16 protein-coding genes are annotated in these 13,623 nt (G+C 36.7%); 8 read left to right on the top strand and 8 right to left on the bottom strand.

The window, feature by feature from the left end; all coding sequences use genetic code 11:
- Positions 1 to 17: 17 nt before the first annotated feature.
- Both FA727_RS04590 and FA727_RS04585 read right to left on the bottom strand, forming a co-directional pair.
- Positions 18 to 1,490, bottom strand: coding sequence for a flavin monoamine oxidase family protein (locus tag FA727_RS04590; protein ID WP_136829532.1), 1,473 nt, complete (start codon positions 1,488 to 1,490; stop codon positions 18 to 20).
- Between the two features lie 207 nt (positions 1,491 to 1,697).
- Positions 1,698 to 2,519 carry a VanW family protein gene (locus FA727_RS04585; RefSeq protein WP_136829531.1) on the bottom strand — a complete coding sequence of 274 codons (822 nt, stop codon included), beginning with the start codon at positions 2,517 to 2,519 and terminating at the stop codon, positions 1,698 to 1,700.
- 78 nt (positions 2,520 to 2,597) lie between these two features.
- On the opposite strand from FA727_RS04585, the gene FA727_RS04580 reads away from it, so the two are divergent.
- Positions 2,598 to 3,155, top strand: coding sequence for a DUF3231 family protein (locus FA727_RS04580; protein WP_438646603.1), 558 nt, complete (start codon positions 2,598 to 2,600; stop codon positions 3,153 to 3,155).
- 19 nt (positions 3,156 to 3,174) lie between these two features.
- On the opposite strand, the gene FA727_RS04575 is transcribed toward FA727_RS04580, so the two are convergent.
- Positions 3,175 to 3,549, bottom strand: coding sequence for a DUF2500 domain-containing protein (locus FA727_RS04575; protein ID WP_136829529.1), 375 nt, complete (start codon positions 3,547 to 3,549; stop codon positions 3,175 to 3,177).
- Between the two features lie 104 nt (positions 3,550 to 3,653).
- Here FA727_RS04575 and FA727_RS04570 point away from each other — a divergent pair, with 104 nt between their 5' ends.
- The gene (locus FA727_RS04570) at positions 3,654 to 4,130 is read left to right on the top strand and encodes a hypothetical protein (protein WP_136829528.1); all 477 of its coding nucleotides are present in this window, start codon (positions 3,654 to 3,656) and stop codon (positions 4,128 to 4,130) included.
- Between the two features lie 84 nt (positions 4,131 to 4,214).
- Positions 4,215 to 4,664, top strand: a complete 450-nt coding sequence (locus tag FA727_RS04565; RefSeq protein ID WP_194138504.1) for a hypothetical protein — start codon at positions 4,215 to 4,217, stop codon at positions 4,662 to 4,664.
- Positions 4,665 to 4,669: 5 nt separating this feature from the next.
- Here FA727_RS04565 and FA727_RS04560 read toward each other — a convergent pair whose 3' ends face one another.
- The 3 genes from FA727_RS04560 to FA727_RS04550 form a co-directional block, all read right to left on the bottom strand.
- A complete protein-coding gene (locus FA727_RS04560; protein WP_136829527.1) occupies positions 4,670 to 5,128 on the bottom strand; it encodes a hypothetical protein in 459 nt (152 codons plus the stop codon).
- Entirely contained in the window at positions 5,129 to 5,932 is an 804-nt protein-coding gene (locus tag FA727_RS04555) for a hypothetical protein (RefSeq protein ID WP_136829526.1), read from the bottom strand. It abuts the gene before it with no gap.
- Positions 5,933 to 6,092: 160 nt separating this feature from the next.
- Positions 6,093 to 6,854 carry an SDR family oxidoreductase gene (locus tag FA727_RS04550; protein ID WP_136829525.1) on the bottom strand — a complete coding sequence of 254 codons (762 nt, stop codon included), beginning with the start codon at positions 6,852 to 6,854 and terminating at the stop codon, positions 6,093 to 6,095.
- A gap of 196 nt (positions 6,855 to 7,050) precedes the next feature.
- On the opposite strand from FA727_RS04550, the gene FA727_RS04545 reads away from it, so the two are divergent.
- The 3 genes from FA727_RS04545 (at position 7,051) to FA727_RS04535 (ending at position 9,146) form a co-directional block, all read left to right on the top strand.
- Entirely contained in the window at positions 7,051 to 7,656 is a 606-nt protein-coding gene (locus FA727_RS04545; protein WP_136829524.1) for a TetR/AcrR family transcriptional regulator, read from the top strand.
- 134 nt (positions 7,657 to 7,790) lie between these two features.
- Positions 7,791 to 8,240 carry a DinB family protein gene (locus tag FA727_RS04540; RefSeq protein WP_136829523.1) on the top strand — a complete coding sequence of 150 codons (450 nt, stop codon included), beginning with the start codon at positions 7,791 to 7,793 and terminating at the stop codon, positions 8,238 to 8,240.
- An 84-nt stretch (positions 8,241 to 8,324) separates the two neighbouring features.
- Positions 8,325 to 9,146, top strand: coding sequence for an STAS domain-containing protein (locus FA727_RS04535; protein ID WP_136829522.1), 822 nt, complete (start codon positions 8,325 to 8,327; stop codon positions 9,144 to 9,146).
- 35 nt (positions 9,147 to 9,181) lie between these two features.
- Here FA727_RS04535 and FA727_RS04530 read toward each other — a convergent pair whose 3' ends face one another.
- Positions 9,182 to 9,703, bottom strand: a complete 522-nt coding sequence (locus tag FA727_RS04530) for a hypothetical protein (protein ID WP_136829521.1) — start codon at positions 9,701 to 9,703, stop codon at positions 9,182 to 9,184.
- 309 nt (positions 9,704 to 10,012) lie between these two features.
- Here FA727_RS04530 and FA727_RS04525 point away from each other — a divergent pair, with 309 nt between their 5' ends.
- Together FA727_RS04525 and ade are read left to right on the top strand one after the other, a co-directional pair.
- Positions 10,013 to 10,483, top strand: coding sequence for a nucleoside deaminase (locus FA727_RS04525; RefSeq protein WP_136829520.1), 471 nt, complete (start codon positions 10,013 to 10,015; stop codon positions 10,481 to 10,483).
- Positions 10,484 to 10,563: 80 nt separating this feature from the next.
- Positions 10,564 to 12,300 carry an adenine deaminase gene (gene ade, locus FA727_RS04520; RefSeq protein ID WP_246041683.1) on the top strand — a complete coding sequence of 579 codons (1,737 nt, stop codon included), beginning with the start codon at positions 10,564 to 10,566 and terminating at the stop codon, positions 12,298 to 12,300.
- Between the two features lie 104 nt (positions 12,301 to 12,404).
- Here the strand turns inward: ade and FA727_RS04515 are convergent, their stop codons facing one another.
- Complete coding sequence (locus FA727_RS04515) at positions 12,405 to 13,559, bottom strand: metallophosphoesterase (protein WP_136829518.1); 1,155 nt, start codon at positions 13,557 to 13,559, stop codon at positions 12,405 to 12,407.
- Positions 13,560 to 13,623: the final 64 nt, after the last annotated feature.

The raw sequence follows: 13,623 nt of genomic DNA, 5'->3' as shown, positions 1-13,623 counted from the left end.
GGTGAAGAAAGACTTTTTTATCTTGAATTTACTTCAAAAGCAGCCCTGAGACCCGATTCGACCGCTCCTTCTATCCAACCATGAAAGGAAGATGTATGTTCCCCAGCAAAGTGCAGTCTCCCCTCTGGCTGATGTATGATATCTCCAAAGTCTGTTTTCTGTCCAGGTGCTAACAAAGTGAAACAGCCTGCAGAATAAGGATTTCGACTCCAATTAAACGTAACTCCTTGAAGAAATTCTTCATAGACAACATTGCCATAGACCTTCGCTAAATCCTTCAAAGCATAAAAGAGAATTTGCTGGTCTGATAAACTATTCCACAAACTAGCATCATGACCCCAACTATAGCTTGCAAGCATGACGGCTGGCCCACCTTTTGTACTTTTATGACTAGGAATATAGCTAAACCTTGTTGGACGATCAGATATGACGTGGCCCACATTGTATTTCTCCCAAAAAGGATGTTTGAATTCAATTCCAATTTTGACAGATTCTAAAATTTGTAGTTCTCGGATGGCTTGCCATTTCTTAAAATCGATTGAATTATAGGGTTCTACGTCAATAAACTGAAACGTAGTAAAAGGGATTGTAATTATCGCGTAATCACCTAAGAATGTATGTTGTTCCGCTGTTTCTTGATTAATCGTTTGAAAAATGACTCCTCTATCGTTTTGTCTAATTTTTATGATTCTTTCATTCATGTAAATTTGATTCCGAAGTTCATTTTGAAAAGCTACTGGTAGACGATCATTTCCTCCACTAATCTCATAAAACTCTGTTTCCTCATTAAAGATTGGGAAAATAATATCCGTAATAATCCCTGTAAAAGACAGTTCTCTAAATCCCTCCATGCCAAGTAATACACCAATCATTCTTATCGCATTCAGAGATAAAGATGGACCATAAGGGTTGTTTCGTAAAAAATCTTCCATTGAATATCGATCGAATTGATCTAGTAATTGTTCTTGCTCTTCAGTTGTACTGTTTTGATATCGTTCAAGAAATGGTCTTACCGCAGATAGAAAGAGCTCGTTTGCAGTTTTTCCTTTTTCCGAATCATCAACCGGAAAGCGTAATATATCTGGATTCTGTTCATATTCAGAACTAGTCGTTAAAACATTATTGACAAAAATTAAGTCATTTGGGGTAGTGTTGATGAATTTGTTTGTTTGTAGCTTAAAACGGCGGATGTATTCCATAACAAGAAGATGATTATCTGGTATCCGCATTGCTCCAACATCTAAATAATTCCCAAAAGTGAAAGGCTGTCTAATGGTGTAGACTCGCCCGCCAATTCGATTATTCCCTTCAATGACTGTGACTTGATGTCCCGCTTGCTTCAATAAGGAAGCAGCCACTAGTCCAGCCATCCCCGCTCCAGCAATAAGGATTTTCTTTGGAGTAGTCCCTTTATTTAAACCATCTCGAATAATGGCTAACATATCATCGGGATAGTTAAGATACGAATATTCAGTGGCGACTCGATTCATATTCCCCACTCCTTTCTTATCCATTTTATGAGCAGGTGAAATGAGATATGATGGGAGTGGATTTGTTTGAAGTATTTACCTAAATTTAAAAGAGCCACCCAAAAGGATGACTCATTCTTCTTTATTATTTTTTCTTTCTAAAAAGAAGGAATAGATTAGTAGAAATCGACGTTAAGTACAAACTTGATACTACGTAAATTAGATCAATTAAATACTTTCCTTCGGTTCTTCTAAAAAAGGCTCGTATATCATAATCGCATGATTTTCGGTTACATATTCATCATCAATGAGTATCTTATCTCGATTAAAAACCTTGCGATAAATAAGATTATGCCTCACATATCCTCCCCAAAACTCTTGAGTAATCATATGTTCCCTTTCATACACCTCATAATTTTTTACAGTTGGGACCTCGCTTCTCCATTCCCCAACCAAGTGCATATCCGTCAAATATACAACTAACTGAAATGTATTTTCTGTTTCATTTTTGATCTGCAAATCCATGTAATTGTATGCACAGGTTGCACCGCTCCCAAATGGTTGTGTTCGATTGGAGTCTGGAAAAACGTCATAACTATGTCGGTGCCTTTCTGTAACCGTTAATGGAGAATGTAACGTCATCCAGTAAATCAGATTTGATAACTGACATAATCCACCACCCGTACCGTGTATGAACTTTCCATAAAACAAGATCATGCCATCAACATAGCCTTTTCGCTTTGTGGTATTGCCTAGTAAACGCCAGTAGGAAAAGGTTTCACCAGGTCTAATCACCACTTTATTTAATCTATTTGTCGCGATCTTTAGGTTAATCACTTTGTTATGCTGCAACCACATATCCACATCTTTCAATTCGCGTAAAAGTAAGGTTTTATGGGAGAAAGTAACTTCTTTTAGCAAATTGGATTCTTTGGCTAAAGCATATTTCTTTGAACCATTGAACCATGCAAAATACCTTCTTAATCGATAATACTTTTTACCAAGAAATATTCTTAGAGGACTTCTTTCTTTTGGCTTTAACGACAACATACAAGAACCCCCACACCAAACTTAATATGTATAAAAGCAATAAATCTACAAATCCTAGTAAAAACTCCATATTTCGAGGTGTTCGCTTTGCCCAATAAAATCGAAGCGTTTTTTGATTACTTAGTTTCAAGATTTGATACAGAGCCTAAACCTAGACTGCACATAGGTGAAGCAATGGGTTGTTGGCTCTATTTAACTGCCCTTTTAGAAGAAATTCCAGTTATCGATGCATCCTTGAACACAACAACAGACACACAACTAATCGAATTATTAAATGATGGCAAAAAGCTTGGTCTTCATCAAAAAAATATATTAGAAACCTTTTTGGTTAATGAAGGAGTACCCTTATCAAATCCTCCTGAACCAAAACCAAAATCGGATCCAGATCGTGTTCCACCAGGTGTAAAGGCGACCGATTCTGAGATCGCTAATTTTCTATCGGCAAAAGTAGCATCAAACATCGTGATGTGTTCCACAAACATTAGTCAAAGTATTCGGAGTGATGTAGGCTTGATGTGGATACGATTCCATTCGGAAAAATGCGTTTACGGAATGGATGTAAAATCAAAGATGAGAGAAAGAGGATGGATCAAAATTCCTCCATACTATATACCTCCAGGAGCACCGAGTAATTAGCGAGGTGCTCTCTTTCTACTTAACCTTGGACGCCAAGTTCTATAGCTCTTTTAAAGCCAAGAAATCTAGAACCTTGAAATGATAGTTCTCCTTTATCCCCTTCAACTAGCATACCGTAGTCCGTATCCTTTACTTCTAACTCCATTCGGTCTCCACTTTCGACTTCGAAGGTGACAAAGTAGTCATTATAAGCCCTTGTCTCTCCTCCACCCCGAACCGCTGTCCTTTTAGCGGCAACTTTCGCTGGTACAGTCAGCTGTGGAGAACTATTATTTTTACTCCAACGTGAAATGCCTCCAATAGCTGTAAAAAGAATGCCACCAATTACAATAACAAAAATGATTCCAACAATGATCGGTATAATCTGAAACATAAAATCGTCAAACATAAACATGTAAATCCCCCTTTTCCTTATTTTAACATTAGTGAAAAGTTTCGTATATGTTGTTTGCTGGGAGAAAATACTAATACAATAATTGACTTAAAGGTGAGAAGGATATGCTAAACAAAATTATTCTATGGGCAATCTTTATAGGACCATGGCTATCATTGTTTTTTATGAAAAGAGAATCGATTAGACGCTATATGCCGGCCGGGCTGTTTGCTACCTTACTCATGTTGCTTTACAACGTATATGCATTTAACAAAGAACATTGGGAATTACACACGGTCCTTTTCCCTTTTTTGCGTCCTTTATTCGCTTCGGGCATACTTGGAGCTTTTCCTGTTATTACGGTATGGATTTTTTATTTTACATACGAAAAATTTTGGATTTATCTGATGACGAATATCATTCTGGATTTCATGTTCGCTGTTTTTCCAGCTCACTACTTGTTACAAGACGTACTGGGTATTTACACACTTAAGAATATTACAACATGGGGCAGATTTTTTATTTTCGTAGCTCAAGCAATACTTATTTACGGATATTTCAAATGGCAGGATGGGAATTACAAGGAAGAAATGAATAGATAAGAGTATCTAATCTCTATCTCTGGGATATTTGAAGACGATAGTGGGATAATAGGAAATACTATCTTTGGGTAAAGGGGAAAAGAAATGACAATTTCTTTTATCGTTATATCCTACATTATTCTTACAGTAATATTCATTTTCATGCCAAAAAGATTGTCTTGGTCAGAAATATATATTTCATGGATTGTGATATCATTTATTGTCCTTGTGTCAGACCTGACTTTAGGGGAAATTTTCAATTTCTATGATCTATTGAATAAGCCAGGACCGCAATTAACGGATGTGATCATTGAGATTACCTTACCTGCTTGTTTTGGGATTATTTTTTTAAATTTCATGCCATTAGAATGGAAGAAATCCATTTGGTATTGCCTATTTATTATCATTTTTTCTACATGTTATGAGCAGCTTGCAAGGTTTTTTGAATACGTACACTATAAAGGCTGGAAGATTTCCTATTCAGTCTTATATTACTTTGTAGTCAGTCTATTCTTGTATTGGCATAATTGGTTTATTCGTAGATTCATGAAATAATGCCCTTACTCGACTTTCGAAACTCCTAAAGCTAAGTTCTCCCAAAGCAATTGTTCTACTTTATCTCCCAACTCTTTTTTACATTCAACAACTAAAACTACTTCTGACTTTTTACCATTGAGCGTTCTTTGCCTTTTATGAACCACTTTGAAAATGATAAAATCAATGATGAATCCTAAAATGAATCCTGAAGCAGCACCAATTATTCCCCAATAAATGGGGCCCCACTCAAGTACAAATCCTACACTTGCCCCAACAACGGAGAAGGCTGTACCAATCGCTGCCCCTTTATCAAAAAGACTAATGCCATCGGCACGATGAATACTATCAAATAGTCGTCTTTCTTCGACTCTATTATTTAGAGGTACAGCAAGAATGCTTTCTTTTGTTATTCCCAGTTGCTCTATAGAAGTGATCGCTAATTCCAAATACGATGAATGCTCAAAAGTAGAAAATATTTGCATTTACTTGAATTCCCCCACAGGTATTTTAACGCGATTTAGTTGATAATTTTCAATAAGATATTTGCGTTGCTCACTCTCGAACAGCTTATTATTTTCCACTGTATTGACGTAAGAATCATATACTGCAAACCCATAATGTGAAGGCATAAATAGCAGCCACTGTATGTCTAGGACTTCTGTCGCCTGACTAATATCCCCCATAAAAAGATAATGAACCGCTAGAAGAAAATTAGAATAATAAACAAAGGCCACCATAAACATCATGGTAAAAATGGCCGTTACAACTCTATGGATATATAGCTGACCCAATCCTGGTAAGAAAAGTGACCAAATGACAGCATTGAGTGGTCTTCTTTTATCTAAATAGTTAATTTCTAAACCAGCCATCACATACGAATTGAATTCAGCATTTTCGCGTTCAGCCAAAAGAAACATTCGATTTATATCAACAGTGGTTCGATAACTATCCCAAATAGCAAAAAGATAGACCGGAATATACATAATCGTCCATCTATGATCAAGGACACCCTTAGCCATTGCAATATTTCCAGTAAAAGAAAATACCATTGCCTGATTCAAGTGTGACATATTGTTTATTAAAATTTCCCATATAAATAAGGCATAACCTCTTAAATATTTCGATAAAAGTAAGTGACCAAAACCAGGAAAAGCCGCTGACCACCATGCGATTACATATGGATTTCGAAGATGAAGTTGGGTTGTCCCGAAAGCACTTACATGGGCTTTGAATTTCCGAATTTTTTTTGAAGGATTAACTGAATTTGTTGGGTTGAAATTTCTCATGAGGGTTTCCTTACCATTTTATTTGATAAGGATATTTTTTGATATATTTGGTAATTTTATTCGTGAATTAGGGGAATTTCAAACACTTTAACTCGTTTTCTTATTCCAGGACAGATAAAAGAAAATGGCCCCACTTCTTAACGAAGTAGAGCCATTTTTTTTAGAACGCTGCAGTCCAACCAGCGTCAGCAGTAACGATTGTGCCATTCACAAAACTAGATTCATCAGAAGCCAAGAAAAGCGCTACTTGTGCGATTTCTTCTGCTTGTCCAGCACGAGGAATGACTCCTTGGGTTACTTGTGCACGACTAGCTCCAAACTCGTTAACATTTTTCATAGAAGCAGCAATATTCGTCATTACCGCGCCTGGTGCGATACCATTACAGCGAATACCTTTTTGTGCATACATGAAACCTGTATTCTTAGTTAAACCAACGACCGCATGCTTAGAAGCAACGTATGCTGCACCAGCATGAGCACCATTTAATCCACCAGTTGAAGCGATGTTAATGATATTCCCTTTTTCCTTTTCTAAGAAAATTGGAATTGCTTTACGCATTGCACGCATAACACCTTTTGTATTAATATCAAAAATTAATTCCCAACGTTCGTCAGTAATGTCCCCAACAGGCTCAAATCCATCCATAATACCTGCATTGTTCACAAGCACATCCAAAGTACCAAATTCATTTACAGCAGTGTCAATCATGTTTTCAATATCTTCTAATTTTGCCACATTGACTTGGATTGCTTTCGCTACCCCACCGTTACTATTAATGCTTTCTGCCACTGCTGAAGCACCTTCAAGATTGAGGTCAGCAACAATAACTTTTGCCCCTTCTTTTCCATACAATTCTGCAATGGCTTTCCCCATGCCTGATGCAGCCCCTGTTACAACAGCAACCTTGTTTTGAAGTTTCATAAAAAACCCTCCATCCATTTGTAAACGCTTCCCTTAGATATTTAATAAACACTTGTTTATTATCTAAGTTCAAATATAGTATAATCTTTGTATAACGTAGTTTCAATCATCAAACAAAGAGAGATTTGTCTATTTTTCAACACTCTTAGTTTCATTTGTACATTAAAGTTTTTTATTAAACAATAGAGGAGTAACAATGTCTACTAACATCGACCGAAGAATTCTAAAATCAAAACAAGCTTTGAAAGATGCATTACTCTCATTAATGAAAGAGAAAGACTTTAAAGAGATTACAATCACAGATATTGTAAAATTGGCTGACTTAAACCGAGGTACTTTTTATAAAAATTATCAATACAAAGAGGATATCTTAGAGGAACTTATCGATGATATCATAACTGATTTAACAAATTCCTATCGTGAACCATATAAAAGCATCGATAATTTTGATATAAAAAATCTTACATCATCTGCGATCAAAATCTTTGACCACGTGAGCAAATATGGAAGCTTCTACACATTAATCGTTAAATCAACCAACTTATCTGGTTTTCAGAATAAGATTTGTGAAGTAATTAAAAATTTAGCATTGCAGGATCTTTTCAACCAGCACGTAAGCTCAAAAATCAATCGAGAGATTCAGGCTAGCTATCATGCCTATGCGATTTTTGGCATGATTATCGAATGGGTAAATCAAGGATTTAGCTATAGTTCAAATTATATGGCGGAACAATTACTGGAAATACTTAAGAATACACATGGAAATACCATCTATAAGTTACATCCTGAAGACAATCGTTAAAGATAAAAAATTTCGGCATAACCACTCCTATGTCTAATCAACCTCCCCTGATTTTGGCTTGTACCAGGGGTTTCCTTTTTTTGTAATTGCATATATAGTCTATATTAAAAGATACATATAAAGGTGGTTTCTAAATGCACTTCCCCTATCGAAATGACATACGCAAGACCCTGATTCCCTATTTAACAGAGCTTGATCCAATCGACTGGTATAAGAAATCAAGTGCCTATCCGAAATCAATCGCCTGGATTGTGGCTCATATTGCCATGAGTGAGGATTACTGGATTAATAGCATTTACTTAAAAAGAGAATTCTCTCTTCGAATAGACGAAAATAGTACACCTTCTGAGCTCGTAAACAGTTACATCCAAATAAGAAATGAAACAGACACTCTTTTACAATCTTTGGAGCATTCTATGTTCAATGAAGTTGTTGAAGTGCCCACATTTTCAGATGGGTGGGTCCCCCCTTCTGAACCAACGGTAGAGTGGCTCTTTGATCACGTCTTTACACATGAAGCGTACCACACTGGACAAATCGCTATCATCGCAAACCTTAACAATTTTAAAAAGCCTCTTTTTTAAAATAGGTAAAATATTCTAGTAAAAAAGGTTTAGGTATCAAAATAACGGGTAATAGTTTAGTAGTCTTTCAAATGGAGGTACAAGATGGAATATACATATAATGAAGCACTTAACCTTAGAGAATTCATTGAAGCAAATCATTTGGAATTTGAAAGAACTCTATTATCAGAGGCAGTAAACGTTAAGGATAAGATAAATGAAATTCTCGCAATCGGGAATATTGACTTAGTCAACAATGCTCATACGCTTTCCTTTTATATAATTGAGGGAAAAGAAGAAGAGCTAAGCGCATTTGCGAAGCAAGAAGGAATTGCATGGGCAACTCATTCGATTGACTTAACCTTTAAACTTGAGTGGATTCAAGCAATTCGAAGAACATTGTGGAGTTTCATCCAAGCATTCCAAGAGTATTCAAACGGCTCTAATATCAATGATTTTTTTGATTTAGAGCGTCAAATTAATAATCACGTAGATCGATTTTTGAATACATTTTTTATTAAATATTCCACTTACAAAGATTCTTTACTCAAAGCGCATCGAGAACTCGTGGAGAAATTATCAGTCCCAATTATTCCGATTACTCCTTCCGTATCAATACTCCCTTTAATTGGAGCAATGGATTCTTTAAGAATGAGTGTACTTCAGGAAAAAGTACTAACCGAGATTGGCTTATTACGGATTCAGACCTTGATAATGGATTTATCCGGTATAGCAGATATGGAACCCGATGTAATAGACCAATTAATGAAGGTTATTGATGGTGGGTCAATGATGGGTTGCAGCACAGTCATAACAGGGTTGAGACCAGATGTGGTAAGAAAAATAGTTTCCCTTGGTTTTTCATTTGATCAAAACACAATAACATTAGGTACGTTGCAAAAAGCACTGAAGAAATATTTTCGATAATGATGAGGAGTGGGTAGTTTTCTACCTCTCCTTATTTAATTATTTTCCTCCTCCAATTGGTGAAATTCAACTCTTGGATTAATCCCAAAGTAATTGTCTATTTTCACATAGCTAACACCAGCTAATTCGCTTTGATTCATCTCAATCACAATCGTCCTAGGTGTAGCATCATCTGTACATGCCATTTCTGAACTTCCTTCGAGTCGTACCATAATCTCCGTATTTTCTCCGGCTAATTCAGCAGATTCAAATTGTAATGGACATGTTCCTGATTCAACAATACCTAGAAAAATAGCGACTTTTTTACCCCAGTCCAGTTCATTTTGTAATTCTTCTTTAAGCCGAAACTTCTCCCATAATGCTTTAAATTCATCCTGATTCGATGCTTTATATACTAAAACACCTTGCTCTGCCAACTCAAAATAATTTAAAGGCAATGTCTTTTCTGCATGGATTAATTTACTTGAAGCTGTTTGGGCTTTTGTGGAGCCACATCCTTGTAGTACCATCCCGATCGCAAACCATAATATTATAATCATATATATTCTAAGCTTCATGCTTTCCCACCCCTAAAAAATGGTACAAAGGACATAACTAAATAACCTCATTCTATACAGACGATTCAAACTGGAAATTGTTTCATATTTTTACGAATTCTTTCGTATTTTTATAATATTCGTTCTATTAAATTAGTCCAGATTCTTCCATATCTTAGCAAATATACATTATTAGGTTTTAGTTATATCGACCCTTGCTTCGAAAAATATATGTTAAATTATCTAACAAATAAATAGAATTTTCTTACAACATATAGAATAATAGTTGAAATACCTTTTTGAAACGATACAGAGAGAGGAAGAAATGACATGTGTGAAACTGAGCTAATGCAAAAAGCGATAAATGTCGCGACAGAAAATGTTACATCCGTCCATGGTGGCCCTTTTGGTGCGATAGTTGTCCAAAATGGGAAAATCATTGCAATTGGACGAAATGAAGTTACTGCTACAAATGATCCCACTGCTCATGCTGAGATTCAGGCCATTAGGGCAGCATGTCAGTATTTGAATTCGTTCCAGTTAGATGATTGTGAACTTTACACTAGCTGTGAGCCTTGTCCAATGTGTATTGGCGCCATTTATTGGGCACGCCCGAAAGCCGTTTACTATGCAAGTACGAAAGAAGACGCGGCAAAGGTTGGATTTGATGACCAGTTTATATACGAGGAGCTTGCCCTTCCAATGGAAAAAAGAAAAATTCGAATGGAGCAAATAATGCTGGAGCAAAATAATCTTCCATTTGCGTTATGGAACGATTCCATGACTAAAACCCATTACTAAAATATCTCTATAGCTCTTTTTTCAATTCTCTAATGCGAATTGAGAAAAGAGCATTACTTTAAGAAAGGATGGTGATCCGTATGATGGAAAAATTAAAGAAAAGAATCGCTGTGGCCTCTGGAAAAGAACTAGCGGACACAGTGATTAAGAACGGGAAAATCATTGATGTATTCAACGGTGAAATTATGGAAGGTGATCTTGCCATTGTCGACGGCGTGTTTGTCGGAATTGGTGAGTATGATGGAAGGAATGTCATAGATGCTACTGGTCAATATGTTTCCCCTACTTTTATAGATGGTCATGTTCATATTGAGTCATCGATGTTAACTCCAAGTGAATTTGCGAAAATCCTCCTCTCACATGGCGTTTCTACTGTTATTGCAGACCCACATGAAATAGCCAATGTTTTAGGAGTTAAAGGTATCGAGTACATGCTTGATGCGACCGAGAATCTCCCCTTCGATTTCTTCTTTATGCTACCATCCTGTGTACCTGCCACGCAATTTGAACATTCAGGAGCTATTTTAGAGGCAAATGATTTACGTGCCTTTTATGAACATCCAAGGGTCCTTGGCCTTGCTGAGGTCATGAACTATCCTGCTGTGTTAGATGCAGAGACAGATATGATAACAAAAATATCTGATGCCCTCGCTCATGAAAAAAAGATTGACGGTCATGGTGCTGGCCTATCGCCTAAAGCACTGAACGTATATTTATCCGCCAATATCAAAACAGACCACGAGAGCACAACAGCTGAAGAAGCCAAGGAACGACTAAGACGAGGAATGTATCTCATGATTCGCGAAGGTACGGTTGCAAAGGATCTAAAACAACTTATTCCTGTCGTCAATGAACAAAATTCAAGACGATGTTTGTTTGTCACAGATGACAAACATTTGGATGATCTTTTGGAGGAAGGCAGTATTGATCACAATGTAAGAATGGCTATTTCTTTAGGGGTTCCTCCCATTACGGCGATACAAATGGCTTCGATTAACGCCGCCGAGTGCTTTGGATTTGGCAATAAAGGGGCCATTGCACCAGGGTATCAAGCCGATTTTATTCTATTAGATGAGCTAGAAACTATTAAAATATCTAGGGTTTTTAAAGATGGCTCCCTTGTTGTGAAAAATGGCCAACTTCTCCCATTTAAGAGAGAAAATATTTACGAGGACACGATACCGTTAACAAACTCTGTACATTTTCACGAAATAAGACCAATAGATTTTCGAATTGTCCATCCTTTAAATCAATCAAATATCATCGAAATTATTCCAAACAGTCTCGTAACAAAACATCATATTGATAGTATCAATATGTGTGATTTAGGCTTTTTTAAGCCTTCTATTAAAAAAGATCAATTGAAACTTGCAGTCATTGAACGCCATCATATGACCGGACTTATGGGACTCGGGATTGTAAAAGGGTTCGGGTTCCATTCAGGTGCCATTGCCACAACAATCGCTCATGACTCTCACAATTTAGTGATTGCTGGAACCACTGATGAAGATATGGCGTTTGCTGCAAATATGATAAGGGAGATACAAGGTGGTCTCATAGTCGTAAAGGACAAACAAGTGATTGCTTCCCTCCCCCTTTCTATCGCTGGATTAATGTCCGAACAACCTCACCAAGAGGTTTATAGAAAATTAAAAGAACTCGATGAAGCACTTGCTACCATTGGCGCAGGGTCTGAATTTAATCCGTTCTTAACCCTATCATTTTTAACATTACCAGTGATTCCAGAATTGAAGCTTACCGATACTGGATTGTTTAAGGTTTCTAGCTTTGAGCATGTGGACATTGGAATAAAATAAAAGAATAAACATTTTGTTTATACTAAAAATCAAAAAAATGGAGCGCTGCCCTACAAGGGATCGCGCTCCGTTTTTTATTTAAGAACGGTATGGTATCTTTAAGCCTATCGCAAAGAAATACTCACTATTTCACTATTACTACCAATCCGCATTGGCATTGCCCAAGTACCCACGCCAGAAGAAACGATTACATGGGGACTTTCAGCATCCTTTTGGTAATGTCCATAATCTACAATATATAGGGCGTTTGTTATCAAATTACCCGGGAAAATCTGCCCCTTATGCGTATGTCCAGAAATGATTAAATCCACTTCATTGCCATACTCCTCAATGTTTGCAGGATTATGATCCATCATGACAACAGGCATGTTTGTATGCAATGAAGCTACCGTTTTCATAATATCTTTCGTGTCTTTTCTTTTCAGGTCTCCAAACCCGCCTATTGGTGTCGGATCTACCCGTCCAAACAGTACCAATCGCTCATCAATAATCTCGTACTCATCATTTAGGAGCTTTATATTGCTTTCCTGCAGAAAACTAGTCATTTCGTTAAACGTGTTTCCACCGTCATGATTTCCCAGACTGCTATAAACGCCATACGTCGCCTTAATACTTTTAAGCAATTCAATTGCTCTATCCGGATTTCGTATGGCATTAAAATCATCATTGAAAACATCTCCCACTAAACACACAAGATCCGGATCCAAATTATTGATCCCCTGGACTATACTCTCAAGATGTTTCTCGGAATTAACGGCTCCTAAATGCAAATCGCTGATCATGACTATTTTCATCTCAGTAGCCATTGTTGATTCTTTCGTTTGAATTTCATAGGAAACCTGCTTAATCTGATTTGCGTTATACATCCCATAACTAACCAAACCAATCGTTAGTAAAAGTACAATTGCGCCCTTATAAAAACGAATAGATTTAGGGATGGGTCTTGGAATAACTTTTATTAATCTTCCAAGTAAGATAACTAATTCAGCCACTAGTAAAAGTATTAATAGATAAACAAAAATACCCATCCAATAAGAGCCGATCCAGCTCATGATTGCCTTAATTTCAGGAGGTAACGGTAAAATTCCGATCATCAGCGATAATGCTAACACTATGTATATACCCGCAAACACCTTTCCATTTAAATGCGGAAAAGGAAATCTAAGAAATTGAAAAATCCTTCTACCAATAAAAAAGTTCATGCCCCCGTAAAGAGAGAGCATTAATATGATGCCTAAAACCATACCTACAGTGCTCATTTCATCCTCCCGTATTCTCATGCCTGTGCTCTTAATATAATTTAAAGATATGTAAAGTTGAGTC

It is taken from the genome of Robertmurraya kyonggiensis (assembly GCF_005116465.1).
Taxonomy (GTDB): domain Bacteria; phylum Bacillota; class Bacilli; order Bacillales; family Cytobacillaceae; genus Robertmurraya; species Robertmurraya kyonggiensis.
Note: the sequence above shows the minus strand (reverse complement) of the source record. Positions and strands in the feature narration are given on the sequence as shown.

What these genes read in the sequence shown, in the direction of transcription:
- FA727_RS04590 (WP_136829532.1), bottom strand. Translation starts at nt 1,490, where the DNA reads ATGAATCGAGTCGCCACTGAATATTCGTATCTTAACTATCCCGATGAT.
- FA727_RS04585 (WP_136829531.1), bottom strand. Translation starts at nt 2,519, where the DNA reads ATGTTGTCGTTAAAGCCAAAAGAAAGAAGTCCTCTAAGAATATTTCTT.
- FA727_RS04575 (WP_136829529.1), bottom strand. Translation starts at nt 3,549, where the DNA reads ATGTTTATGTTTGACGATTTTATGTTTCAGATTATACCGATCATTGTT.
- FA727_RS04570 (WP_136829528.1), top strand. Translation starts at nt 3,654, where the DNA reads ATGCTAAACAAAATTATTCTATGGGCAATCTTTATAGGACCATGGCTA.
- FA727_RS04565 (WP_194138504.1), top strand. Translation starts at nt 4,215, where the DNA reads ATGACAATTTCTTTTATCGTTATATCCTACATTATTCTTACAGTAATA.
- FA727_RS04560 (WP_136829527.1), bottom strand. Translation starts at nt 5,128, where the DNA reads ATGCAAATATTTTCTACTTTTGAGCATTCATCGTATTTGGAATTAGCG.
- FA727_RS04555 (WP_136829526.1), bottom strand. Translation starts at nt 5,932, where the DNA reads ATGAGAAATTTCAACCCAACAAATTCAGTTAATCCTTCAAAAAAAATT.
- FA727_RS04550 (WP_136829525.1), bottom strand. Translation starts at nt 6,854, where the DNA reads ATGAAACTTCAAAACAAGGTTGCTGTTGTAACAGGGGCTGCATCAGGC.
- FA727_RS04545 (WP_136829524.1), top strand. Translation starts at nt 7,051, where the DNA reads ATGTCTACTAACATCGACCGAAGAATTCTAAAATCAAAACAAGCTTTG.
- FA727_RS04540 (WP_136829523.1), top strand. Translation starts at nt 7,791, where the DNA reads ATGCACTTCCCCTATCGAAATGACATACGCAAGACCCTGATTCCCTAT.
- FA727_RS04535 (WP_136829522.1), top strand. Translation starts at nt 8,325, where the DNA reads ATGGAATATACATATAATGAAGCACTTAACCTTAGAGAATTCATTGAA.
- FA727_RS04530 (WP_136829521.1), bottom strand. Translation starts at nt 9,703, where the DNA reads ATGAAGCTTAGAATATATATGATTATAATATTATGGTTTGCGATCGGG.
- FA727_RS04525 (WP_136829520.1), top strand. Translation starts at nt 10,013, where the DNA reads ATGTGTGAAACTGAGCTAATGCAAAAAGCGATAAATGTCGCGACAGAA.
- ade (WP_246041683.1), top strand. Translation starts at nt 10,564, where the DNA reads ATGATGGAAAAATTAAAGAAAAGAATCGCTGTGGCCTCTGGAAAAGAA.
- FA727_RS04515 (WP_136829518.1), bottom strand. Translation starts at nt 13,559, where the DNA reads ATGAGCACTGTAGGTATGGTTTTAGGCATCATATTAATGCTCTCTCTT.